The organism is Enterococcus sp. DA9, assembly GCF_008000875.1.
Lineage (GTDB): Bacteria > Bacillota > Bacilli > Lactobacillales > Enterococcaceae > Enterococcus_B > Enterococcus_B lactis.
The window spans coordinates 2,176,344-2,199,007 of record NZ_CP042839.1 but is presented as its reverse complement, the minus strand read 5'-3'; the positions used below and the strand labels follow the sequence as shown (position 1 = coordinate 2,199,007).

At 39.2% G+C, this 22,664-nt stretch carries 23 protein-coding genes; 17 read left to right on the top strand and 6 right to left on the bottom strand.

The window, feature by feature from the left end:
- The first annotated feature begins 117 nt into the window (after positions 1 to 117).
- From racE to FTX43_RS11495, 5 genes are all read left to right on the top strand, one after another.
- Positions 118 to 951 carry a glutamate racemase gene (gene racE, locus FTX43_RS11520; protein ID WP_002316225.1) on the top strand — a complete coding sequence of 278 codons (834 nt, stop codon included), beginning with the start codon at positions 118 to 120 and terminating at the stop codon, positions 949 to 951.
- Positions 941 to 2,296, top strand: a complete 1,356-nt coding sequence (gene rph / locus FTX43_RS11515) for a ribonuclease PH (RefSeq protein ID WP_002309406.1) — start codon at positions 941 to 943, stop codon at positions 2,294 to 2,296. The genes racE and rph overlap by 11 nt, the downstream gene beginning before the upstream one ends.
- Positions 2,297 to 2,815: a metallophosphoesterase gene (locus FTX43_RS11510; RefSeq protein ID WP_002309405.1), complete on the top strand. Its 519-nt coding sequence runs from the start codon at positions 2,297 to 2,299 to the stop codon at positions 2,813 to 2,815.
- Between the two features lie 106 nt (positions 2,816 to 2,921).
- On the top strand, positions 2,922 to 3,422 hold the full coding sequence (cbpB, locus tag FTX43_RS11505; RefSeq protein WP_002309404.1) for a cyclic-di-AMP-binding protein CbpB: 501 nt from the start codon (positions 2,922 to 2,924) through the stop codon (positions 3,420 to 3,422).
- Positions 3,423 to 3,750: 328 nt separating this feature from the next.
- Entirely contained in the window at positions 3,751 to 4,968 is a 1,218-nt protein-coding gene (locus tag FTX43_RS11495; RefSeq protein ID WP_073490895.1) for an IS110 family transposase, read from the top strand.
- Between the two features lie 345 nt (positions 4,969 to 5,313).
- Here the strand turns inward: FTX43_RS11495 and FTX43_RS11490 are convergent, their stop codons facing one another.
- Positions 5,314 to 6,234 carry a mechanosensitive ion channel family protein gene (locus FTX43_RS11490; protein ID WP_002313813.1) on the bottom strand — a complete coding sequence of 307 codons (921 nt, stop codon included), beginning with the start codon at positions 6,232 to 6,234 and terminating at the stop codon, positions 5,314 to 5,316.
- A gap of 125 nt (positions 6,235 to 6,359) precedes the next feature.
- On the opposite strand from FTX43_RS11490, the gene FTX43_RS11485 reads away from it, so the two are divergent.
- Entirely contained in the window at positions 6,360 to 7,412 is a 1,053-nt protein-coding gene (locus FTX43_RS11485) for a branched-chain amino acid aminotransferase (RefSeq protein WP_002316226.1), read from the top strand.
- 110 nt (positions 7,413 to 7,522) lie between these two features.
- On the opposite strand, the gene fabI is transcribed toward FTX43_RS11485, so the two are convergent.
- Positions 7,523 to 8,278, bottom strand: a complete 756-nt coding sequence (gene fabI / locus FTX43_RS11480) for an enoyl-ACP reductase FabI (protein WP_002309397.1) — start codon at positions 8,276 to 8,278, stop codon at positions 7,523 to 7,525.
- Positions 8,279 to 8,496: 218 nt separating this feature from the next.
- Between fabI and fabZ the strand changes: the two genes are divergently transcribed.
- On the top strand, positions 8,497 to 8,937 hold the full coding sequence (fabZ, locus tag FTX43_RS11475) for a 3-hydroxyacyl-ACP dehydratase FabZ (protein WP_002309395.1): 441 nt from the start codon (positions 8,497 to 8,499) through the stop codon (positions 8,935 to 8,937).
- 125 nt (positions 8,938 to 9,062) lie between these two features.
- Here the strand turns inward: fabZ and FTX43_RS11470 are convergent, their stop codons facing one another.
- Positions 9,063 to 9,815 carry a peptidylprolyl isomerase gene (locus tag FTX43_RS11470; RefSeq protein WP_002313811.1) on the bottom strand — a complete coding sequence of 251 codons (753 nt, stop codon included), beginning with the start codon at positions 9,813 to 9,815 and terminating at the stop codon, positions 9,063 to 9,065.
- Positions 9,816 to 10,003: 188 nt separating this feature from the next.
- Here FTX43_RS11470 and FTX43_RS11465 point away from each other — a divergent pair, with 188 nt between their 5' ends.
- Together FTX43_RS11465 and FTX43_RS11460 are read left to right on the top strand one after the other, a co-directional pair.
- Positions 10,004 to 11,098 carry a DUF871 domain-containing protein gene (locus tag FTX43_RS11465; RefSeq protein ID WP_002309391.1) on the top strand — a complete coding sequence of 365 codons (1,095 nt, stop codon included), beginning with the start codon at positions 10,004 to 10,006 and terminating at the stop codon, positions 11,096 to 11,098.
- A gap of 162 nt (positions 11,099 to 11,260) precedes the next feature.
- On the top strand, positions 11,261 to 12,196 hold the full coding sequence (locus FTX43_RS11460) for an alpha/beta hydrolase (RefSeq protein ID WP_047937876.1): 936 nt from the start codon (positions 11,261 to 11,263) through the stop codon (positions 12,194 to 12,196).
- Between the two features lie 85 nt (positions 12,197 to 12,281).
- Here FTX43_RS11460 and gap read toward each other — a convergent pair whose 3' ends face one another.
- Positions 12,282 to 13,292, bottom strand: a complete 1,011-nt coding sequence (gap, locus tag FTX43_RS11455) for a type I glyceraldehyde-3-phosphate dehydrogenase (RefSeq protein ID WP_002309387.1) — start codon at positions 13,290 to 13,292, stop codon at positions 12,282 to 12,284.
- A 288-nt stretch (positions 13,293 to 13,580) separates the two neighbouring features.
- Between gap and obgE the strand changes: the two genes are divergently transcribed.
- The 7 genes from obgE to FTX43_RS11420 all read left to right on the top strand — a co-directional run bounded on the left by obgE (position 13,581) and on the right by FTX43_RS11420 (position 20,966).
- Entirely contained in the window at positions 13,581 to 14,894 is a 1,314-nt protein-coding gene (gene obgE, locus FTX43_RS11450) for a GTPase ObgE (protein ID WP_002313807.1), read from the top strand.
- Positions 14,895 to 15,058: 164 nt separating this feature from the next.
- Positions 15,059 to 15,646: a hypothetical protein gene (locus FTX43_RS11445; RefSeq protein ID WP_002309384.1), complete on the top strand. Its 588-nt coding sequence runs from the start codon at positions 15,059 to 15,061 to the stop codon at positions 15,644 to 15,646.
- Positions 15,647 to 15,830: 184 nt separating this feature from the next.
- Positions 15,831 to 16,772, top strand: a complete 942-nt coding sequence (gene rnz / locus FTX43_RS11440; RefSeq protein WP_002313806.1) for a ribonuclease Z — start codon at positions 15,831 to 15,833, stop codon at positions 16,770 to 16,772.
- A complete protein-coding gene (locus FTX43_RS11435) occupies positions 16,769 to 17,557 on the top strand; it encodes an SDR family oxidoreductase (RefSeq protein ID WP_002309381.1) in 789 nt (262 codons plus the stop codon). The genes rnz and FTX43_RS11435 overlap by 4 nt, the downstream gene beginning before the upstream one ends.
- Entirely contained in the window at positions 17,558 to 18,001 is a 444-nt protein-coding gene (locus tag FTX43_RS11430) for a lipopolysaccharide assembly protein LapA domain-containing protein (RefSeq protein ID WP_002309380.1), read from the top strand.
- A 141-nt stretch (positions 18,002 to 18,142) separates the two neighbouring features.
- Entirely contained in the window at positions 18,143 to 20,440 is a 2,298-nt protein-coding gene (gene recJ, locus FTX43_RS11425) for a single-stranded-DNA-specific exonuclease RecJ (RefSeq protein ID WP_147607077.1), read from the top strand.
- Positions 20,441 to 20,453: 13 nt separating this feature from the next.
- Positions 20,454 to 20,966: an adenine phosphoribosyltransferase gene (locus FTX43_RS11420; protein WP_002295813.1), complete on the top strand. Its 513-nt coding sequence runs from the start codon at positions 20,454 to 20,456 to the stop codon at positions 20,964 to 20,966.
- Between the two features lie 221 nt (positions 20,967 to 21,187).
- Here the strand turns inward: FTX43_RS11420 and FTX43_RS11415 are convergent, their stop codons facing one another.
- Positions 21,188 to 21,406 (bottom strand): hypothetical protein, encoded by a 219-nt coding sequence (locus FTX43_RS11415; protein ID WP_002297436.1) that lies wholly within the window; start codon positions 21,404 to 21,406, stop codon positions 21,188 to 21,190.
- A gap of 177 nt (positions 21,407 to 21,583) precedes the next feature.
- Complete coding sequence (lexA, locus tag FTX43_RS11410; RefSeq protein WP_002309378.1) at positions 21,584 to 22,207, bottom strand: transcriptional repressor LexA; 624 nt, start codon at positions 22,205 to 22,207, stop codon at positions 21,584 to 21,586.
- A gap of 146 nt (positions 22,208 to 22,353) precedes the next feature.
- On the opposite strand from lexA, the gene FTX43_RS11405 reads away from it, so the two are divergent.
- On the top strand, positions 22,354 to 22,605 hold the full coding sequence (locus tag FTX43_RS11405) for a DUF896 family protein (RefSeq protein WP_002309377.1): 252 nt from the start codon (positions 22,354 to 22,356) through the stop codon (positions 22,603 to 22,605).
- Positions 22,606 to 22,664: the final 59 nt, after the last annotated feature.

The window sequence follows — 22,664 nt, the reverse complement described above, 5'->3', positions numbered from 1 at the left end:
CTTTTCCTCTTTCCATTCGAAAAAAAGAGAGTTTGATTGTTTTAAGCAAGTGAGAGCACTTGAAAATTCACGCTAAAAAGTACACAATAGGGAGGATAGAATTTATTGAAAAAAAGGATGATACGATTGACAGATAATCGCCCTATCGGATTTATTGATTCAGGTGTCGGCGGCTTGACTGTAGTAAAAGAAGCCCTGAAACAATTACCGAATGAAAATATTTTATTTGTAGGAGACACAGCACGCTGCCCATATGGCCCTAGACCCGCGGAACAGGTAATCCAGTATACTTGGGAAATGACGGATTATCTGGTGGAGCAAGGAATCAAGATGCTAGTGATTGCTTGCAATACCGCAACTGCGGTTGCTTTAGAAGAAATCAAAGCTGCTCTTTCTATTCCAGTCATCGGTGTGATCCTTCCCGGTACAAGAGCGGCAGTAAAAAAAACACAAAATAAACAAGTTGGCATTATCGGTACGATTGGTACGGTAAAAAGTCAAGCTTATGAAAAAGCACTGAAAGAGAAAGTGCCAGAATTGACTGTGACAAGTCTTGCTTGTCCCAAATTTGTTTCAGTTGTCGAAAGTAATGAATACCATTCATCTGTGGCAAAAAAAATCGTGGCAGAAACATTAGCTCCGTTAACGACTAAAAAAATCGATACATTGATTTTGGGATGCACCCATTATCCATTATTACGCCCCATCATTCAAAATGTAGTGGGTGAAAATGTTCAACTGATCGATTCTGGAGCAGAAACAGTAGGTGAAGTATCTATGCTACTCGATTATTTCAATTTGAGCAATTCACCGCAAAATGGACGGACATTATGTCAGTTTTATACAACAGGATCTGCTAAACTTTTCCAAGAAATAGCCGAAGACTGGCTTGGAATCGGACACCTAAATGTAGATCATATTGAATTAGGAGGAAATAAGGATGCGTCATGACGGGAGAAAAGCCCAAGAGCTTCGTAAACTGGAGCTTCAAACAAATGTTTTCAAATATCCAGAGGGATCGGTTGTGATCCGTTTTGGTGATACAACAGTTATTTGTTCTGCAACAGTAGAGGATTCTGTACCGCCCTTTTTGAGAGAAACAGGAACAGGGTGGGTAACTGCTGAATACAGTATGCTACCTCGAGCAACGAGTACGAGAAATCGTAGAGAAAGCAGCAAAGGGAAACTTTCTGGTAGAACAATGGAAATCCAGCGTCTTATTGGTCGCTCCTTGCGTGCAGTAATAGACTTGGAAAAGCTGGGAGAGCGTAGTATCATCATAGACTGCGATGTGATCCAAGCGGATGGCGGAACTAGAACAGCTAGCATCACTGGGGCATTCGTCGCGTTGAGACTAGCAATTGAAAAGCTTTTAAGAGAAAAGGAATTGTCAGAAGATCCAATCAAAGAGCATCTTGCTGCAGTTAGCGTAGGGATCTTGCCGGATGGGACTTGCGTGACAGATTTGGACTATCAAGAAGATTCCGCAGCACTTGTAGATATGAATCTCGTGATGACAGAATCAGGAAAATTCGTGGAGATTCAAGGAACTGGAGAAGAAGCAACGTTTGATGGAGAACAGTTGAATGAAATGCTCTTTTTTGGAAAAAACGCGATTGAAGATTTGATCAAAGAGCAAAAACATGCTTTGCTAACAGAATTTGCTCAAGATAATGAGCGGATAGAAGAAACAAAAACAATCATCATTGCGACAAGAAATCCAGGAAAAGCAGAAGAGTTTCGAAATATGTTCAAAGAAGCGGGATATCATGTAAAAACATTACTTGACTATCCTGAATTGCCAGATGTAGAAGAAACTGGCAGCACATTTGAAGAAAATGCCCGATTAAAAGCAGAAACGATTGCACAATTACTTGATCAACCAGTCTTAGCAGATGATTCAGGTTTGAAAGTGGATGCATTAGGCGGTATGCCAGGAATCTATTCTGCACGTTTTGCAGGGGAACAAAAAAGTGATGCGGGGAATAACGCCAAATTATTATATGAATTGACAGATGTACCAGATGAAAAAAGAACAGCACAATTCCATTGTACACTAGTATTCGCGGCACCAAAAAAAGATAGCCTTGTAGTAGAAGCGGAATGGCCCGGTCGAGTAGCCCGTATACCATCTGGCGAAAACGGCTTTGGATATGATCCTTTATTTATCCCAGAAGGTAAGAAACAAACAGCAGCAGAATTATCGAGCGAAGAAAAAAACAAGATCAGTCATCGGGCTCAAGCAATGAAAAAATTGAGTGCCGAGTGGAAACAATGGCTGGAAGGAGAGAGATAGATGCGGTATTTAGTAGTAAGTGATAATCATGGAGACAGAGATATCCTCGTTGACTTAGTAGATCGCTATCGTTCTGAAGTGGATATCTTTTTCCATTGTGGTGATTCGGAATTAGAAGCTTCTGACCCATTATGGGATACATTCCAAGTGGTTCAAGGTAATTGTGATTATGGACCAGGATTCGAACAGAAAAAAGTGATCCAAACTGGTCAGGATACAGTATTCATGACTCATGGTCATTTATCGAATGTCCGATTTGGTTTGACACAGTTAGCAATCGAAGCTCGAGCTGCAAATGCCGATATGGTGTTTTTTGGTCATACCCATCAAATAGGCTGTGAGATGGATCAGAAAATCCTATTTTTGAATCCTGGAAGCATTTCTCAACCTAGAGGCCCGATCCAAATCCCATCATATGCTCTTATTGAAAGTTTAGATGACCAAATTTCTGTTCAATACTATAACCGTGCCCATCAGGCAGTTGAAGAGTTGGCCTTTTCTTTTTCGAGAGAGCGCTGAATAAAAAAACTCTAATTTTTAATAAAAATAAGCTTTATTTTGTGAATTTTGCATCCGGTTTCGGTAAAATAGTAGTGTTGAATGAAATAGAAATGGAGGCCATCAGATGATTGGACCTATAGTAAGAGAAATGCTGCTGGAAAATCAGGAAACGTTTTTGATTCCTGCAGAAAATGTGGCAAATGTTATGTATCATCATCCATTATCCCATGGTTTACTTGTCTTATCGAAGGTCGGTTATTCCAAAATTCCTGTATTAGGAAAAGATGATCACTTTGTAGGACTAGTAAGTTTATCAGATGTGGTCAATAAAATGATTGACTTGCAAACAATCAGCATGGATCCCTTAGAAGGACTAACAGTTGCTGATGTAACAGAAACGGATGTTCCGACGATTGATGAAAATTGGGAACTAGAAGAAGTACTCCATTTGTTAGTTGATTCGCCTTTTTTACCGGTTGTCACAGAAGAACGGGTTTTCAAAGGAATCATCACAAGGAAAGAGCTGCTTAAAGCCGTAAACTTCATGGTGCATGAATTAGAACGTCGCAATATATTGTCTCCAAAAATCGAAGAATTAAAAGAACAAATCGATATTGTGAGCTAAAGAACGAGAAACTGAAAGATAATCAAAAAATAAGTAGAAACAAAAGCGTACCGGTTTTGACTTTATCTTGAAAAACATACTAAGATTAGAGGGGAACATCATTGACGAATGATGTTCTCCTCTATTTTCTATTTTTAGATTATAGTGAAGAGTGAAAGAAAGTTCGAACAAAGCCTTGAGGACTACGAGTCCCTATCAAAAACCGAACTTCTTTACTGTCATTTTAGAATCAGGTTTACGTATGTTGGGGCCATGAGCCCGTGTATAGGAAATTGGAATCGAAATGAAGCAGTAAAGTTCTTTCAAAACTTAAAAAGGAGGAAAACAAATGCCTTACATTCTTGCATTAGATGTTTCAATGGGACACAGCTACAGTGTCCTATACAAAGACGACACCTGCTTATTTGAAGACGAGATTGAACACACTCAAAGAGGATTTCATGCATTACTCGAAGAGATCCAGCACTTGCCTGAACGTCCATTGATTGTTTTTGAAGCAACGGGGATTTATTCCAGACCAGTCGAAAAGTTCTTTCAAGATCATCACTTTTCTTACTGTTTGTTAAACCCGTTAGAAGCGAAAAAACAGATGGAAGAAAGCACCTTACGCAGTTGGAAAACAGATAAATCGGATGCCCATCGGCTCGCACAGACTCATCTTAAAAGTCAACGTCAGCCAAAAGAAGTACAAAGCAATTTTTACTTAGAGATGCGCGATTTAGCCCGTTTTTATCAAGAAATTGAGAAGAAAATCACTCGTCTGCGCATGGATTTACACAACTGTCTTCAGTTGACTTTTCCAGAGCTTGAACAGTTCTTTTCAAACAGGCTGACCCCTTACGCATTGACATTGATCCGTCTTTTTCCCCATCCAGATTTTGTATTGGCATCTACTCGGACAAAAATAAAAAATAAACTGATCAACGAAACACGGAAAAAAATCTCCGCGAATCGTGCCGAGCAAAAGGCAGATCAAATCATCCACTATGCACAGTGTGCCTATCCAGCTGTTGAAAAAGACAGTATCCAATGTCAAAAAACAATCTATTACGCCGAACTTCTCCAAGATTTACTCGAACAAAAAGAAGCACTGGCGACACAAATGATCAAAAAAGCCGAAGGCTCTCCTTGCTTTTTGTTGTACCAAACGTTCCCTGGGATTGGCGCACTCACAGCCGCTTTATTGCTCGGTGAATTAGGAGATATCACACGATTTAAAACCCATAAACAATTGAATGCTTTTGTCGGAATCGACATCCGACGGTATCAATCAGGTAAGTATACTGGCCAAGACCGCATCAATAAGCGTGGTAATCCCAAAGCACGGAAAATTATTTTCTTCACCATTCGAAATATGATTCGCCAGCAACGCGCAGCTCCTAATCATATTGTCGATTATTACTACAAATTAAAAAAGCAACCTATCCCTAAGAAAGAGAAGGTTGCCACAGTTGCTTGTATGAACAAGCTTCTGAAATGTATGCACGCTATGGTTAGGGCACATACAGAGTACGACTATGCGTACGCGGTCTCAGTGGACCATTAACTAAACCACTTACAGTATACCACTTCTTTGCCCAGATCGAAAATTTTTTACGAACGGGGCTTTATTTGGTGTGCCTTGATTTTGTCGCTTTCGTTTACGAGCTATTTTTCTTGCACCTTTTACTTGACTAATCGTAGGAAAGAGGCTGGGACAGAAGCGTTTAACTCCAAGAAATAAAAAGGAATTCACGAAAATTGCTTTTCGAATTTTTGTAAATTTCAGCTTATTTCCGAAGGATTTGCTTCTGCTTCCGCCGTTTATACGTGTTTAGAGTGTGGGACAAAAGTGTTCTTTACTTTTGTCCCACGCTCTTTTTAGTGAGATTCGTTGCATCGTTTGACCAAATTATTTTCCGACAGCAATTGGACTGTTCGGAATCGTGAACCCAGAAGCTGTCAATTCTTTGACATAGGAGCTCAAAAACTCTTCTTTTAAGGCATATTGTTTTCCGTTCAATGCGTAGCAGACCGTACGAATAGCAAAATTACTATTACCAAGATCCACTAAACCAAATATGGAAGGTTCAGTTTGAAGCTCTTCTTGGTATTTTTCAGCTAATGTATGATTTACTCGATCAATGATCTCATAGATTTTGTCATATCCTTCTTCAGGAACGATCCGGATATCTAAAAGTACTTGCATATTTGCACGAGAAAGATTGCTGATCGTGGTGATGTTTCGATTCGGGATGAAATGGACAGTACCATCCGTTGCTTTTAGCTGAAGGGTACGGATACCAACAGATACGACGGTTCCTTCAATCGTTAAGTTTGCTAACTTGATGTAGTCTCCAACATCCATCTGTTGTTCCATGATAATAAAAAATCCGGTAATAACATCACTCATGAACCCTTGGGCACCAAGACCAATCGCCACACCTGCAATTCCGGCACCAGCCAAAAGTGATCCGATCGGTACACCGATAGCAGATAAAATTGCATAGATAAAGAAGAAACCAAGGGTATAATGAAAAATAGTATTTAAAAGACTATGTAAAGTCTTTAAGCGGCTCTCGTTTAGAATGGCTTTTTTAGAATACTGATTAAAAGACTTATCAATCAGATATTTTCCCACACGGTGAAGAATCCAAAAAAGGATGATCAAAAAAACCAGATATAAACTTTTTTGGATAAAGGCAGCCAAAATAGCGTCCCAATCAATCCCGTCCCAAAACCGCTGAAACGCATTTACTTTGCTGACAGCTTGATCTGTCAATGTCTCGCCAGAAGAGTCTGTCGTACCGGCAGTTGCTAATAATGAAAACATAAAATCCTCTTTTCTAAAATTTGATTCTTTCTGTATTGTACCAAGAAGTTTTCAAAAAAGGAAATAGCAAAAATAACTATAATGAAGGAAAAAAGCTGAAAATAAAATGACAAACAATATGGATAATGATAAAATGTGGAGAAAATAACGAAGGTGGTAAATATATGCAAATCGATTGGAATAATTTAGGATTTTCTTATATCAAAACTCCTTGGCGTTTCATTGCCAAATGGAAAGACGGACAATGGGAAGAAGGGGAATTGACAGAAGATAATTACCTGACGATTCATGAAGGCTCTCCAGCGCTTCATTATGGTCAGCAATGTTTTGAAGGTCTAAAAGCTTATCGTCGAAAAGACGGGAAGGTCAATCTCTTTCGACCTGAACAAAATAGTCGTCGGATGAATCAAAGTGCTAGACGCTTGCTGATGCCGATGGTCCCTGAAAAAATGTTCGTTGATGCTGTTAAGCAAGTGGTAAAAGCAAATGAAGCTTTCGTGCCTCCGTATGGAACAGGCGCTACATTATACTTGCGTCCTTTACTGATTGGGGTCGGTGAAAACATCGGTGTCCATCCTGCTCCAGAATACTTATTTGTCGTCTTCTGTACGCCAGTAGGAGCGTATTTCAAAGGTGGGCTAAAACCAACGAACTTTATTGTATCTGATTACGATCGTGCTGCTCCTAAGGGAACTGGCGCAGCAAAAGTCGGCGGAAATTACGCAGCAAGTTTACTTCCAGGAACAGAAGCAAAAGAACTGGATTACTCAGATTGTGTTTATCTTGATCCAGCCACACACACGAAAATCGAAGAAGTAGGGGCAGCAAATTTCTTTGGGATTACGAAAGACGGAAAATTCATCACCCCGCAATCGCCATCTATCTTACCAAGTATCACGAAATATTCTTTGCTGCAATTAGCTGAAGAACGACTAGGACTTCAAGCAATAGAAGGAGATATTTTCATTGATGATCTAGATCAATTTGCAGAAGCTGGTGCATGTGGTACAGCGGCTGTTATTTCTCCAATCGGCGGGATTTATCACAATAACAACCTGCATGTATTTTATAGCGAAACGGAAGTAGGACCAGTAACAAAGCGGTTGTATGATGAATTGACAGGTATTCAATTCGGGGACATAGAAGCACCAGAAGGCTGGATTGAAGTCGTGGAATAATTTCAAAGTAATAAGTTGAAAAAACGTAAAAAAGAAAAAATCAGGAAGAGACTTTAAAAAGTTTTTTCCTGATTTTTATATGTTTTGCTTTAAAGAATGCAACAAAAGGATTATGAAAGATGGACACCTTTGTCAACGTAGATAATATCACCGATGATTCCGCTGGAAAGAGGACTAATCAAGAAAGCACAAACATTACCGACTTCTTCGATCGTTACACCTTGCTGATCAGGCGTACGAGATTCAGATAACTGGATAAGTTTTTGATAGTCTTTAACCCCTGTAACAGCTAATGTTTTGATTGCTCCAGCTGAAATACCATTGACTCGGATGCCTTTAGGTGAAAACTCAGCTGCCAAATAACGGATAGCTGCTTCAAGAGAAGCTTTCGCGATACCCATCATGTTATAATTCGGGATTGCGCGCTCTGAACCTAGATAAGTCATGCTAACGATTCCGCTATTTGGTGCAAGAAACGGTTGTGCGTATTTTGATACAGCAATCAAAGAGTAGCTACTGATATCTTGAGCTAATTGATAGCCGTCTCTGGAAATATCAGACACATTTCCAGACAATTCTTCTTTGTTGGCGTAAGCAACTGCATGGACAAGGCCGTGGATCTCTCCAGCATATTCACCGATGGCATTCATTGCTTTTTCGATGCTTTCGTCGCTAGAAACATCACATTCTACAGTGAATGCTTCTTCGCCGACCAATTTGACTAATGATTTTTTCATTCGTTCATTTTGGTAAGTATAGATAATCTCTGCCCCTTGTTTCAACATTGCTTCAGCGCACCCCCAAGCAATGCTTTTTTTGTTAGCGACGCCCATGATGACGATTTTTTTTCCTTCTAGAAATGACATAATGACTCTCCTTTGTTTCTGATAAAAATTTGATAGTCGTAAAAAATAGAAAATAATAGCTAAAATAACTTCTTGATTTCTTAATTATTAGTCAAAATGTTTTGATTGTCAAACTATTTTTTCTTAAATTAAAAAAAGATTGCTAAATATTTAGGAATATGATACTTTGATAGTCAAAGTAATGAAAATGGCAATTGCCTGAAAGAAGGAGTTTAGTTATGTCTTACGTATTATCTGCTACTGAAGTAATGGACTTGATCCCTAATCGTTATCCTATTTGTTATATTGATTATGTAGATACATTAGAACCAGGAAAAAAGATCGTGGCGACAAAAAATGTAACGATCAATGAAGATTTTTTCCAAGGTCACTTTCCTGACAATCCAGTGATGCCGGGTGCGTTGATCCTAGAAACACTGGCACAAGCAGGTTCGATTCTTATCCTAAAATCAGAAGAGTTCCTAGGAAAACGAGCTTATATAGGTGGAATCAATAAGGCCAAATTCCGTCAAAAAGTTGTTCCAGGAGATGTACTGAAATGTCATTTTGAAATCACCAAAATGAAGGGGTCAGTCGGTACAGCGTTATCTGCAGCATATGTAGATGATAAAAAAGTCTGTGAGTGTGAATTCACGTTCATCGTCAACCAAAATGCTTGATCATAAAAAAGTTGTTATAGAAAAATAGAAGGATGCTTACCTGCTTTTTTATGTAAAAAGAAGACGTCTGAATCTAGCACATTTTGTCATATTTGCTAGATTCAGACGTTATTTTTATGTTCTGTTTATTTTGCTTCTTGCAGTATATTGATTTTATCAATTTTTACTTCTTCTTTTGGTTTGTCTGAACTATCTGTTTCGACATTTGCAATAGCATCCACGACATCCATTCCTTCAATCACTTGACCGAAGACAGTGTACTGACCATCAAGGGAAGGATAACCGCCGTTTTTATAAGCATCGATAATCGCTTGAGGGTAATCATCTTTTAAAAGACCATCATGCATGTCATCTGAATTTTGAACGATAAAGAACTGGCTGCCGTTACTATTAGGATCTTGTGAGCGAGCCATAGATAACGCACCTCTTATATTGTAAAGGTGGTTGTTAATCTCTGTCTCAAATCCTTCTCCCCAAATGCTTTCGCCTCCAGTGCCATCGCCTTTAGGATCGCCGCCTTGGATCATGAAATCTTTGATGACGCGGTGAAAAGTCAAGCCATTATAGTAACCATCTTTTGCGTGTGTCATAAAGTTTTCAACTGCTTTAGGTGCATATTCAGGGAATAATTTGATTTTGATTGTGCCTTTATTTGTCACCATTTCGACCAAATCTTCATTTTCAGCTACATCTTTCGTCAATTGTGGCAATTCCAATGCATTCAAATCGACACTACTGGCAGTTGTACTTTCCGCAGTGGATGTACTCTTTGAACTTTCAGCGGATGAACTAGGAGAAGTCGTACTGTTTGCGGAACAACCAGCAAACAATAATGCTGCAGCTAAACTAATACTTAAAATAACTTTATTTTTCTTCATAACTATTCCTTTCCAATTTACTATTTTGTTATCTTTAATGATAACAAAATAGAGGAGAAATACCTACTTAAATTATTGGAATTTATCATTTATTTTAAAAGAAAAAGAAAAGGTGTAGACCATTTGTCTTGTCTTTGCTATAATGTAAGTGGATACAAAAACGAAAAGATGCAGGAGGAAATGGTAATATGGGAAAATTAGGAATCTCGATTTATCCAGAACGATCAACATTTGAAAAGGACAAAGCGTACTTGGATTTAGCTCATAAGTATGGGTATAAACGGGTTTTTACCAGTTTACTGCAAATCAACGACGACAAAGAAAAAGTTCTTTCAGAATTTAAAGAAGTAGTTGATTATGCGAATAGCCTAGGCATGGAAGTAATGGTGGATATCAATCCAGCGTTATTTGAACAGTTGGAGATTTCTTACGATGACTTATCTTTTTTCCATAAGATGGGTGCCTATGGAGTTCGCTTAGATATCGGGTTCACCGGAGCAGAAGAAGCAAAAATGACGCGTAATCCTTTCGGTATCAAAATCGAGATCAATATGAGTTCGGGCACGAATTATGTTGACAACATCATGAGTTATTCGCCAAACACGGATAATTTATTAGGTTCTCATAATTTTTATCCTCATCGATATTCTGGTTTAGGCTACGACCATTTTGTTTTTTGTTCAGAAAAATTTAGAAAATATAATTTGAATACGATGGCGTTCGTCAATTCGCAATCCGCTGAGTTTGGCCCTTGGCCTACACAAGATGGCTTGTGCACACTAGAAGACCACCGAGACCTTGAGATTGCTACACAAGTGAAGCATTTGATCCTTACAGGGCTGATTGATGATATTTCTATTGGAAATGCGTATGCAAGCGAAGAAGAATTGAAAGAAATGGCAGAAGCTTTTAATGCAGATTATCCAACATTGAAAGTAGATACGGAAGAAGGGATTACAGAAAACGAACGAATCTGCTTATTTGACAACCTCCACAGTTATCGAGGAGATCGCTCAGAGTATATCCTTCGTTCGACGATGACTCGTGTATATTATAAAGAAAAAGATTTTCCACCTCATAATACGCGAGATATGCATCATGGTGATGTGCTGATTGATAATGATGGGTATGGTCAATATAAGGGAGAAACACAAATCGCCTTGAAGGACATGAAAAATGACGGACGGGTCAATGTTGTAGGAAGAATTTCTGATGACGAACTGTTCCTCCTTGACTTTTTGAAACCTTGGTCAAGCTTTAAATTAATTGAAAATAAAAAATAGATAATGAGTTGCTGCAGAAATAATCCGCTAGAAATAGCCAGTTATTTCTGCTTTTTTATTTTGTTTTTTTATAGGTTATAAAAATGAACATTGCATAGTAGAGATTCTTTGATTATACTAATTCAAGGTTAGATGAAAAAAGAGAAATGAGATGGATAAATTATGAAACTTTGGATGAAAATCCTTCTAGGCGTTGCCCTAGTTCTAATCATTGCGCTATTGTTTGCAGGGAATTATTTTTATAATTATGCTGTCGTGCCGTCTGAGAAAGACTTTTTAGATGAAGATACACCAGGTACAACACAGACATCCAAAGAAACGGATGCACATAAGTGGTTTAGTTCAAAAGAGAACCGAAGCAATTGGACAATCACTTCGAAAGACGGTCTGAAATTATCAGCGATTTATCTTCCTGCTGAAACGAAAAGTGAAAAAACAGCTCTAGTTGCTCATGGCTACATGGGAGATGCTGAAACGATGACCAATTATGCAAAGATGTTCCATGATATGGGCTACAATGTCCTTGTTCCTGATGCAAGAGGGCATGGAAAAAGCGAAGGGGATTATATTGGATTTGGATGGCCAGAGCGTAAAGACTATGTGCAGTGGATCAACAAAGTGTTAGAAGAAAATGGAAACTCGCAAGAAATCGTTCTGTATGGTGTCAGCATGGGGGCAGCAACTGTCATGATGACTAGCGGAGAAAAATTACCAAATAACGTAAAAGCAATTATTGAAGATTGCGGTTATTCTTCTGTCCATGATGAGCTTGCGTATCAGCTAGACGATATGTTTAGTCTTCCAGCATTTCCGCTTATGCAAGTAACGAGTCTAGTGACAAAAGTCCGTGCCGGCTACTTTTTCGGTGAGGCAAGTGCAGTGGATCAATTGAAGAAAAACCAGCGTCCAATGCTATTTATACATGGAGACGCAGACACATTTGTACCATTTGAAATGTTGGATAAGGTCTATCGTGCAACGAAGGGACCAAAAGAAAAGTATGTTGTAAAAGGAGCCGAGCATGCGGAAGCATACAAGACAGATCCCGAAGAGTATCAGCAAGTAGTCCAACAGTTTTTAAGCCAATATGTTCATTGAACTAGTTTAAATGCAAAAGGATAAAAAGAAACAAGCCTTTGACTAGACCCAGTCAAAGGCTTGTTTTATTGTTTGATTTATTAAATTACAAGTTAGCGAATTTTTCTAGTAAGCGAATCATTTGGCAAGTGAATCCGTACTCATTGTCATACCATGCAACAGTTTTGACAAGTTGGAAATCGCCAGCAGTTGTTACTTCTGTTTGGGTTGGGTCAAAGATCGAACCTTGAGTTGTGCCAATGACATCGCTAGAAACGATTTGACGGTCATCATACCCAAATGAAGGATTGTCAACTGTGTGTTTTTTGATTGCTTCATTTACTTGATCAGCAGTTACTTTGGTTTTCAATACTGAAACTAATTCAGTTAATGAACCATCAACGACTGGAACACGTTGCGCATGTCCTTGTAATTTTCCTTGTAACTCAGGGATAACTAAGCCGATTGCTTTTGCAGCACCAGTAGAATGTGGAATAGTGTTGTCAGCAGCTGAACGAGCAGCACGTAAATTACCGCCTCTTACTGGTCCATCTAACAGCATTTGGGTTGAAGTGTAGGCATGGACTGTTGTCATTGTACCAACTTCGATCCCAAATTCATTATTCAAGAAATAAGCCATAGGTGCTAAACAGTTTGTTGTACATGAACCTGCTGAGATGATTCGGTCGTTTTCATCTAATGTATCATCATTGACGTTATAGACGATGGTTTTCATTGCACCAGCTGGGGCAGAAATAACTACTCGTTTGACACCAGCATCTAAATGTGCTTTTGCTTTTTCTTCAGATGTATAAAAACCAGTACATTCTAGTACGATATCTACACCGTTTTCTTTTACCCAAGGGATTTTGCTTGCGTCGGGTTCTGCATAAACACGCGTTGCTTCGCCATCCACTACGATTGAGTCTTCTGTTGCAGTAACTGTGCCAGGATAAGTACCGTGAGTAGAGTCAAATTGCAATAATTGTGCCAACATAGTTGGACTTGTTAAGTCGTTGATTGCTACTACTTCAATATCATCTGATACTTCTTTGATGCGGCGGAAAGCCAGACGGCCGATACGCCCAAATCCGTTAATACCTACTTTTACTGTCATATCAAAAGTTCCTCCTTTATTAGGGGTGCTATGAAACGGCATCCTCAATTAATACAATTAATACACTGTTATTCTGCTACGCAAAGCATATTTTGTCAAAAAATTATACTCGATAGCAGAAAAATGGTTGGAAACCTTACCAAATAATAAAAAAAGAAGAAGGCAATCAATCTTTTTGCTGAAATGATAGACAAAAACAGATTTCACCGATAAAATAAGGAAGACTTTTGTTTATTGTGGAAATTCAGGCAGTCAAATAAATAAATTGAATAATAGGAGGACTTAATTATGTCCATGTTTTTAGATCAAGTAACGATCGATGTGAAAGCTGGCAAGGGCGGAGACGGAATGGTTGCATTTCGTCGCGAAAAATACGTTCCTGACGGCGGACCGGCTGGTGGAGACGGTGGTCGTGGTGGTGATGTCATCTTGGTCGTCGATGAAGGTTTGCGTACATTGATGGACTTTCGTTTTAATCGCCATTTCAAAGCGCAGCCAGGTGAAAATGGAATGAGTAAAGGGATGCACGGCCGTGGTTCAGAAGATACCTATGTGAAAGTACCGCAAGGAACCACTGTCCGAGATGCAGAGACTGGTGCTCTTTTAGGAGACTTAATTGAAAATGGTCAAACACTAGTTGTGGCGAAAGGGGGACGTGGCGGACGAGGAAATATTCGGTTTGCCTCTCCTCGGAACCCTGCACCGGAAATTGCTGAAAACGGGGAACCAGGACAAGAACGAAAAATCGAACTGGAATTGAAAGTATTGGCAGACGTTGGGCTTGTAGGCTTTCCATCTGTTGGAAAATCGACTTTGCTATCTGTGATTTCATCTGCTCGTCCAAAGATCGGCGCTTATCATTTCACGACACTAGTCCCTAACTTGGGAATGGTTACTACAAGTGATGGCAGAAGTTTTGCCGCAGCAGACTTGCCAGGGTTGATTGAAGGAGCTTCGCAAGGTGTTGGGCTAGGTACACAATTCCTTCGTCATATCGAAAGAACGCGAGTTATTTTACATGTGATCGATATGAGTGGGATGGAAGGACGAGATCCTTACGAAGACTATCTTGCCATCAACAAAGAATTATCTACTTACAACTTACGCTTGTTAGAGCGTCCGCAAATCATCGTGGCTAACAAAATGGATATGCCGGATGCACAGGAAAACCTAGTGAAATTCAAAGAACAGCTGAACAAGGAAAAAGAAGACGAATTCGCTGATGATATCCCAGTATTTCCAATTTCTGGAGTGACTCGACAAGGATTGGATGCGTTATTGAATGCTACAGCAGACTTGTTAGAAGTAACGCCAGAATTCCCATTGTACGAGGAAGAACTGGAAGAAGAAACTGTACACTATGGATTCAATCCAGAAGGTCCTGAGTTCCAGATCAATCGTGATTCAGATGCAACGTGGATCTTATCCGGTGAGAAGATCGAAAAATTATTCCAAATGACGAATTTCGATCATGATGAAACGGTAATGCGTTTTGCTCGTCAATTACGTGGTATGGGTGTGGATGAGGCACTTCGAGCACGTGGGGCGAAAGATGGCGACCTTGTCCGTATCGGTGAATTTGAATTTGAATTTGTCGAATAGGCAAACAAATAAAAACAAATACCAAAAAATATAGATTCAAATCTAAGGGGAGTATGGCTGAGGCCATTCTCCTTTTTTATTAGGTAGAAAAGAGTGCTTTTCTTTTCTTATTTTACAATTAAAGGTAAAATAAATAACAAGAAGGTATGAAAGGGGCGTTTTCAATGAGCAAGCGAGTAATCATTTTAAATTTTCAAGTAGAAAGCCAAGCATATCAGGCATTTTCAGAAATCAAAAAACTCCATGCTGTTCGTTCGATCAAAGGAGAACAGATGGCCGTTGTCAGCCATGATCCCAATGGAACCCATCAATTCAAAATAGAAGATTTTATCGACTTTACTGGTAATAACAAATCTTCTACTGGTGGGTTGATTGGTATGTTGGTTGGCGTATTAGGTGGGCCGCTAGGGATTCTATTAGGATGGTTTGCTGGAGGGATGATCGGTGCGACACAAGATGCAAAAGAAATAAAAGATGCTCAGACTGTGTTCGACTTTGTAGGAAATAAAATCGGTGAAGGAGCTACAGGACTGATTTTGATTGCGGATGAAGAAGACAATCGTCCATTGAATCAATTAGTGATGATGGAATTAGGCGGAGAAATCACCCGTTTGGATTATGAAGATGTCGAAAAAGATGTGCATGATGCGAAGGAAGCCGAAAAGCAGGCGAAAGAAGCTGCCCAAAAGACTTGGGAGGACAAACATCCGCAATCTTCCGATGACAATGAGAGTTCCGAATCTTCAAATTAATAAAAACAGCAGAGAATCTCAAAAGGATTCGCTGCTGTTTTTACAATGGAGTTTAAAGGAGTTTAAAGAAAACGTTATCACAGAAGAACATTATTTTTATTTGAAGCCTTTCTCGACTTACGGTTGATTATCCTATCTTTTTCCCCTAAAATTAAAGAGGAACTTAAAGAAAGTCAGGTAGATTATGGAATTACAATTTTTAGGAACAGGCGCAGGTGTTCCTGCAAAACATAGAAATGTGACAAGCATAGCATTGAAACTTTTAGACGAACGTAATGAAGTTTGGTTATTCGACTGTGGTGAAGGCACGCAAATGCAGATTTTGCGAACGACTATCCGTCCGAGAAAAATCGGAAAAATTTTCATTACACATTTACACGGCGATCATATTTTTGGGCTTCCCGGACTCATCAGCAGCCGTTCATTTCAAGGTGGGGATACGCCATTAGAGATTTACGGGCCAAAAGGGATAGAGGAATACATAAAAGTCTCTTTAGGCATTTCGCAAACACGGTTAAGTTATCCGCTGAAATTCATCGAGTTAAATGAAACAGACCCGATTTTTACTGATCAGCAATTTTCTGTTTATGCAAAAAAACTAAATCATGGAATCGACAGTTTCGGTTATCGTGTGGTTGAACATGATCATAAAGGAGAATTGCAGGTGGATCGTCTGAAAGAATTAGGCATTCCCGCTGGACCACTGTACGGCAAGCTAAAGCAAGGGGAAACGATCCAACTAGAAGATGGTCGGACGATCAATGGAAAAGATTTCGTAGGCCCAAATAAAAAAGGGCGGATCGTGACTATTTTGGGGGACACGAGAAAAACACATAATTCTGTTGTGCTTGCGGAAAACAGTGATATTCTGGTACATGAAAGCACATTTAATAAAGATGAAGCAAGAATGGCGCATAACTATTTCCATTCCACGACTCATCAAGCTGCTGAAGTAGCAAAAGAAGCGCAGGCAAAACGGTTGTTGCTTACTCATATCAGTGCAAGATATTTAGGAAAAGCAGCTCTAGAGCTTGAAAAAGAAGCAAAAGAAGTGTTTGAAAACACAACGATCATGAAAGATTTTGATAGCATTGAGATACCATTTCGTGAGGAGGATGAGGCATGAATTTAGAAGATAAAGTTGTTTTAGTAACAGGTAGTTCAGGTGGTCTAGGCGCGCAAATCTGTTATGAAGCAGCAAAGCAAGGAGCAATCGTTATAAGTTGCGCACGAAGAATGGCATTTGTAGAAGGTGTCAGAGACGAGTGCAGACGCTTGAGTGGCAAAGAGGCTTATGCTTTCAAAGTAGACGTCAGCGATCCTTATAGTGTGGATGAACTATATGAAAAAGTAATGGAAGAAGTTGGACGTGTCGATATTCTGGTAAACAATGCTGGTTTTGGTATTTTCGAGGACTTCCTTACATTCGATCTCGGAAAAGCGTACGATATGTTTGAAGTCAATATCTTAGGAATGATGGTTTTGACACAAAAATTTGCGATCAATATGGCAGAAAGAAGACAAGGACATATTATTAATATCGCCTCAATGGCTGGGAAAATGGCAACTGCAAAATCAACGGTTTATTCTGCCACGAAATTTGCAGTCCTTGGCTTTTCCAACGCCTTGCGATTAGAATTGAAACCACTTGGTGTAGCTGTTACGACAGTAAATCCAGGTCCAATCGAGACAGATTTCTTTGACAAGGCTGATCCAAGCGGAAGCTATTTGGAAAAAGTCGGGCAAATCGTTTTAGAACCTACTAAGTTGGCAAAAATGATTGTCCGCAATATGAGACATCCAAAACGGGAAATCAATCAACCGTTTATTTTAGAAGTTGCATCAAAATTTTATACGCTGTTTCCAACGATTGGTGATTATTTAGCCAGCGGAATTTTTAACAAAAAGTAGGTGGAGGAATTGAAAAAGCAAAGCAATGTGATTCTTGGATTTATCTTAGTTTTGATTATTGTTCTTTTTGCTGTATTGAACAATAAAAATGTCCCTGTAAGTTTTGGCTTCACTTCCTTTTCTGCACCGTTGATCTTAGTGATCATCGGTTCTGCGCTGATTGGTGCACTGATCGTATTCTTGACTGCTTCGGCAACACTATGGCAGCAAAAAAAGCAAATCAAGCAGCTGACTCAGGAAATATCAGAATACCAAACAGATCTGCAAAAGAAAATTGAAGAAGCAAAAGAAGAACAGCAACGCGAGTTTAGAAACGAACGCGCGGAGTTGGAAGCTGCTTACCAGGCGGAATTACAAGCGAAAACAACACAAATCAGTCAATTGAAAGCGCCGGAAGAACAAAAAACGCAAGTACCAAAACAAAGCTTCAATTATTTTGACTAATAGGGATATTTCATAAATGGTCGTATAAAAGATCGGGTCCTGCTGAACATCAGTCTAGCGGATCTGATCTATTTTTATTCTTTCTTTCTGCTTTTTTTTGCTGATTTCCTTTGCTATAATAACTAAGTTAGGAGTGAGAAAGTGAGACAAACAAATTTTGATTGGAAGTTAAGCGAGACAGAGCCTTCTGAATCCTTTCTCCAAATGATCCGTGAACTGAAATTATCTCCATTTGTCGGTAAGTTACTGTGGCAAAGAGGTTACCATGAGGAAGAGGATATCAACCGATTTTTACATCCAAAGGAACAAGAACTACATGATCCGTATCTGATGCACGATATGGATAAAGCAATCAGTCGAATACAAGAAGCTGTAATCAGTGGAGAAAAAATCCTCGTTTACGGTGATTATGATGCAGACGGAATCACCAGTGCAACGGTAATGAAAGAAACACTGGAATTACTTGGCGCAGAAGTAGAAGTATTTTTGCCAAATCGATTTGAGCACGGGTATGGACCAAATCGATCGGTATACCAAGAAAAGATCGAAAAAGGCATCCAGTTGATTATCACTGTTGATAACGGGGTAGCAGGAAATGATGCAGTAGCATATGCTCAGCAAGCTGGTGTAGACGTGATCATTACAGACCATCACGAACTACCTGAGAAATTACCAGACGCCTATGCGATTGTTCATCCTCGTCATCCAGCGGGGCAATATCCATTTCCAGATCTGGCAGGAGTCGGAGTAGCATTCAAAGTAGCTTCTGCATTGTTGGAAGAACCACCTGCAGAATTTTTGGATTTAGTAGCGATAGGAACAATCGCCGATTTAGTTTCATTGACTGATGAGAATCGAATCCTTGTTTCATTAGGAATCGATGCCATCCATCATTCAGAACGGATAGGACTTCAGGCACTGTTTGAAGAAAGCGGCATAAAAATGAGGGATGCAGACGAAACAACGATCGGCTTTTCGATTGCGCCCAGACTAAATGCCATTGGTCGAATGGGTGACCCGCGACCTGCCGTTTCATTGCTTGCAACGTTTGACGAAGAAGAGGCATCCATTCAAGCAAAAAAATTGAATGAAATCAATGAAGAAAGAAAAGCAATCGTAGAGCAGATAACAGAAGAAGCATTAGCAATGGTCAATAAGGAGAATCATATCCATCTATTGGTAAACCGAGGATGGCATGAAGGTGTTTTAGGTATTGTTGCAGGAAAAATAATGAACGAAACTGGTAAACCAACGCTTGTTCTTACTTTAAAAGAAGACGGATCAGCTAAAGGTTCTGGACGTAGTGTTGAAGCTTTGAACCTTTTTGAAATGCTTGACCAGATGCGAGATCTATTTACTTATTTTGGAGGACATCATGCAGCAGTCGGGTTAACGATGCCAAGTGAAAATGTCACAATACTACAGGAGAAGATGAACCAATATATAGTCGATCGTCAAATCGATTTGACAAGAGGACCTGAATTAAGAATTGATGAAGTGCTACTTCCGAATGAAGTAACAGTAGAGCGTATTGATGAACTAAAATTATTAGCGCCATTTGGTACAGATAATCCTTTACCTCAATTTTTATTTCGGCAAGTCCAAGCAGCGAATGTCAAAAAAATCGGAGCAAACCAACAGCATCTGAAATTTGTCCTTTCCGATGAATCTAGTCAGCTTGATGCGGTCGCTTTTGGTTTTGGAACTCAAGAAGAAGAACTGCTGAATAATCTAGTAGATGTAGTAGGAAAGCTTTCGATCAATGAATGGAATGGACGTAAGAAACCACAACTGATGGTATCTGATTTTGCAGTAGGTGGTCTGCAGGTATTTGATTGGCGGGCAAAACGTTTCCGTGAACAGAGCCGAACATCTGAAGACAGTCTTTATTTAGCTTTTGATTCTTCGACGTTGAAATTCGTGCCGGAGAGCATCCAAGAAACGGCGATTGTTTTCGAAGGAATGGACTTTATACAAGCAGTAATTGAAAAAAGAAAACCGAAATCTCTGGTTATTATGGATTGTCCAGATGATTTAGCAAAGCTGAAAGAAGTCTTTGGGTCTTATTCATTCAATCGTGTTTATCTGATGGGGATTTCACCTGATGAGGCTTATTTGAATGGGGTAGGCACAAGAGAACAGTACGCAAAATTGTTTAAATTGATCCATTCTCAAGAACGAATAGATATACGTCATAAAATAAAAGCAGTAGCCCAATATTTGCATATCCCTGAAAAATTATTAATTTTTATGATACAGGTGTTTTTTGAATTGAAATTTGTTACAATAGAGAACGGTGTTTTACAAAAAGTCGCCAGCCCAGAAAGTCATCCTTTGACTGAGAGCAAATTATACCAGCGGCGGCTAAATAAAATCAAAGTTGAGGAATTTTTGCTTTTGAGCGATATTCCTACCATAAAGAAATGGTTAACAACCTAGGAGGAAACAAAGAGTGGATTTAAAAGATTATATTGCCAGTATTCCCGACTATCCGTCAAAAGGAATTGTGTTCAGAGATATTTCCCCGCTGATGGCAGATGGTGATGCTTATCGGGAAGCTACGAAGCAAATCGTAAATTATGCAAAAGAAAAACGAATTGATATGGTAGTTGGACCAGAAGCACGTGGGTTCATCGTAGGATGTCCTGTTGCTTATGAGTTAGGAGTCGGTTTTGCACCAGTCCGCAAAAAAGGAAAATTACCTCGAGAAACCATCGAAGTGACTTATGGATTAGAATATGGAACAGATACATTGACATTGCATAAGGATGCCATTAAACCAGGTCAGCGTGTGCTGATTTGTGACGATTTGCTGGCTACAGGTGGAACGATCAAAGCGACAATCGAACTGATCGAACAATTAGGTGGTGTAGTCGTAGGCTGCGCATTTTTAATCGAATTGATGGATCTCCATGGACGCGACAAAATCAAAGGATACGACATTATTACATTAATGGAATATTAAGCAGAAAAAGCGATTTATGATTTATAATTTATAAAGAAGCGATTTTGAAGCGACCCTCAAAAGTCAGATAGGCACTCTGACGCTTGAGGGTCGCTATTTTTTTATAAATGGAGCCAGTCAAAGTCCAGTAAAAGTTCGAAAAAAAGGATGTGACCGTTTTTTGTCACACCCTCGTAAAAGTTTAACTTTTTGTCTTTTGAACAATTAGCAGTCAATCCTCATTATGATTGCCTGGATCTGTAGTAGGGTTCATGATAGAAATGATCTTCATGAATTCTGCGCCGCTCAGATTGACGGTACTTCTTTTCATCCCACAACATGAACCACAAAGTAAATAACGGAACAAACACAAGTAAAGCTGGACGTATGCCGAAATTACCAATAATAATACCTAAAAACAAAACAGTTAATACTAAGCCAAGACGTCTCATTGATTTCATGAATTCTCACCTCGTTAATTTATGCGAACAATTGTTCGTATATTTAGTATACGAATATTTGTTCGGTTTGTAAAGAGGGAAGCGATAAAAATTTGAAAGAAGAAGAACTTGGGCGAAAAAAGAGTTTGAGACAATGGTCTCAAACTCGGTTTTAAAAAATTTCTTTTTTAGTACTAATTAATAGATATGACTACGATAAAGCCCTACTACTCGTCCTAATATAGATACTTGATCTAAAATGATTGGTTCGAGTAAGTCGTTTTCAGGTTGAAGACGGAAGTAGTTTTTTTCTTTATAGAATCGTTTGCAAGTCGCTTCATCCTCTGCAGTCATTGCAATGACGATATCACCGTTTTGTGCAGTTTCCTGCTTCCGAACGATCACGTTGTCGCCATCCAAAATTCCAGCATTGATCATACTATCTCCACGAATCGTCAGCATAAAGAGACTGCCTTCTTCAGAAGAAAGATTAGGAGGGATCGGAAAGAAGTCCGAAGCATCCTCTACTGCTAAAATTGGTTCTCCAGCTGTTACTACGCCAAGTACTGGAATAGTTGTTGGACGAATCCCAATCTTTTCTAAACCTTGTTTTGTCAACTCGATTGCACGAGGTTTCGTCGGATCTCTTTGGATAAACCCTTTTTTTTCAAGCCGTGCAAGATGACCGTGAACAGTAGAAGTAGAAGAAAGCTGAACAGCTTCCCCGATTTCACGGACAGTTGGCGGGTATCCTTTTTGGGTTACTTGTTCATGGATATAACGTAAGACTTCAATTTGTCTTGATTCAGTTTGTCGGGCCACAAGGTACACCTTCTTTCACTTGATAAATAAATAGTACCATATAAAAAGCGCTAAATCAAACGAATGTTCGTATTTTATTTAGTTTATCTAGTTGTTTTTTTTTCAGTTTTTATATAATATGAAGGAGAGTAAAAGGAGGGCTGAGCATGCTGTCACCTGAAAAAATAGAGCGGATCAATGAACTTGCACGTAAAAAGAAGGAAAATGGTCTCTCGAAAGCCGAAGAACAAGAACAAATCAACTTGCGTAAAGAGTATTTGGAAGCTTTTCGTTCCGGTATGCGTCATCATATCGAAGGAATGAAAATCGTCGATCCTGAGGGCAATGACGTGACCCCGGAAAAATTAAAAGAAATCCAAAAGAAAAAAGGCTTACACAACCGAAATGACAACTTTTAGTAAAAAATACTGAAAATGATTGCTTTTTCGTTTGACATCTTATAGAATGAGAGTGTAAG

Coding starts and splice junctions, on each gene's coding strand:
- obgE (WP_002313807.1), top strand. CDS start 13,581: ATGTCCATGTTTTTAGATCAAGTAACGATCGATGTGAAAGCTGGCAAG.
- FTX43_RS11495 (WP_073490895.1), top strand. CDS start 3,751: ATGCCTTACATTCTTGCATTAGATGTTTCAATGGGACACAGCTACAGT.
- FTX43_RS11460 (WP_047937876.1), top strand. CDS start 11,261: ATGAAACTTTGGATGAAAATCCTTCTAGGCGTTGCCCTAGTTCTAATC.
- FTX43_RS11465 (WP_002309391.1), top strand. CDS start 10,004: ATGGGAAAATTAGGAATCTCGATTTATCCAGAACGATCAACATTTGAA.
- cbpB (WP_002309404.1), top strand. CDS start 2,922: ATGATTGGACCTATAGTAAGAGAAATGCTGCTGGAAAATCAGGAAACG.
- FTX43_RS11510 (WP_002309405.1), top strand. CDS start 2,297: ATGCGGTATTTAGTAGTAAGTGATAATCATGGAGACAGAGATATCCTC.
- FTX43_RS11405 (WP_002309377.1), top strand. CDS start 22,354: ATGCTGTCACCTGAAAAAATAGAGCGGATCAATGAACTTGCACGTAAA.
- gap (WP_002309387.1), bottom strand. CDS start 13,292: ATGACAGTAAAAGTAGGTATTAACGGATTTGGGCGTATCGGCCGTCTG.
- fabI (WP_002309397.1), bottom strand. CDS start 8,278: ATGTCATTTCTAGAAGGAAAAAAAATCGTCATCATGGGCGTCGCTAAC.
- fabZ (WP_002309395.1), top strand. CDS start 8,497: ATGTCTTACGTATTATCTGCTACTGAAGTAATGGACTTGATCCCTAAT.
- FTX43_RS11415 (WP_002297436.1), bottom strand. CDS start 21,406: ATGAAATCAATGAGACGTCTTGGCTTAGTATTAACTGTTTTGTTTTTA.
- FTX43_RS11490 (WP_002313813.1), bottom strand. CDS start 6,234: ATGTTTTCATTATTAGCAACTGCCGGTACGACAGACTCTTCTGGCGAG.
- FTX43_RS11435 (WP_002309381.1), top strand. CDS start 16,769: ATGAATTTAGAAGATAAAGTTGTTTTAGTAACAGGTAGTTCAGGTGGT.
- rnz (WP_002313806.1), top strand. CDS start 15,831: ATGGAATTACAATTTTTAGGAACAGGCGCAGGTGTTCCTGCAAAACAT.
- racE (WP_002316225.1), top strand. CDS start 118: ATGATACGATTGACAGATAATCGCCCTATCGGATTTATTGATTCAGGT.
- FTX43_RS11470 (WP_002313811.1), bottom strand. CDS start 9,815: ATGAAGAAAAATAAAGTTATTTTAAGTATTAGTTTAGCTGCAGCATTA.
- FTX43_RS11485 (WP_002316226.1), top strand. CDS start 6,360: ATGATAAAATGTGGAGAAAATAACGAAGGTGGTAAATATATGCAAATC.
- rph (WP_002309406.1), top strand. CDS start 941: ATGCGTCATGACGGGAGAAAAGCCCAAGAGCTTCGTAAACTGGAGCTT.
- FTX43_RS11445 (WP_002309384.1), top strand. CDS start 15,059: ATGAGCAAGCGAGTAATCATTTTAAATTTTCAAGTAGAAAGCCAAGCA.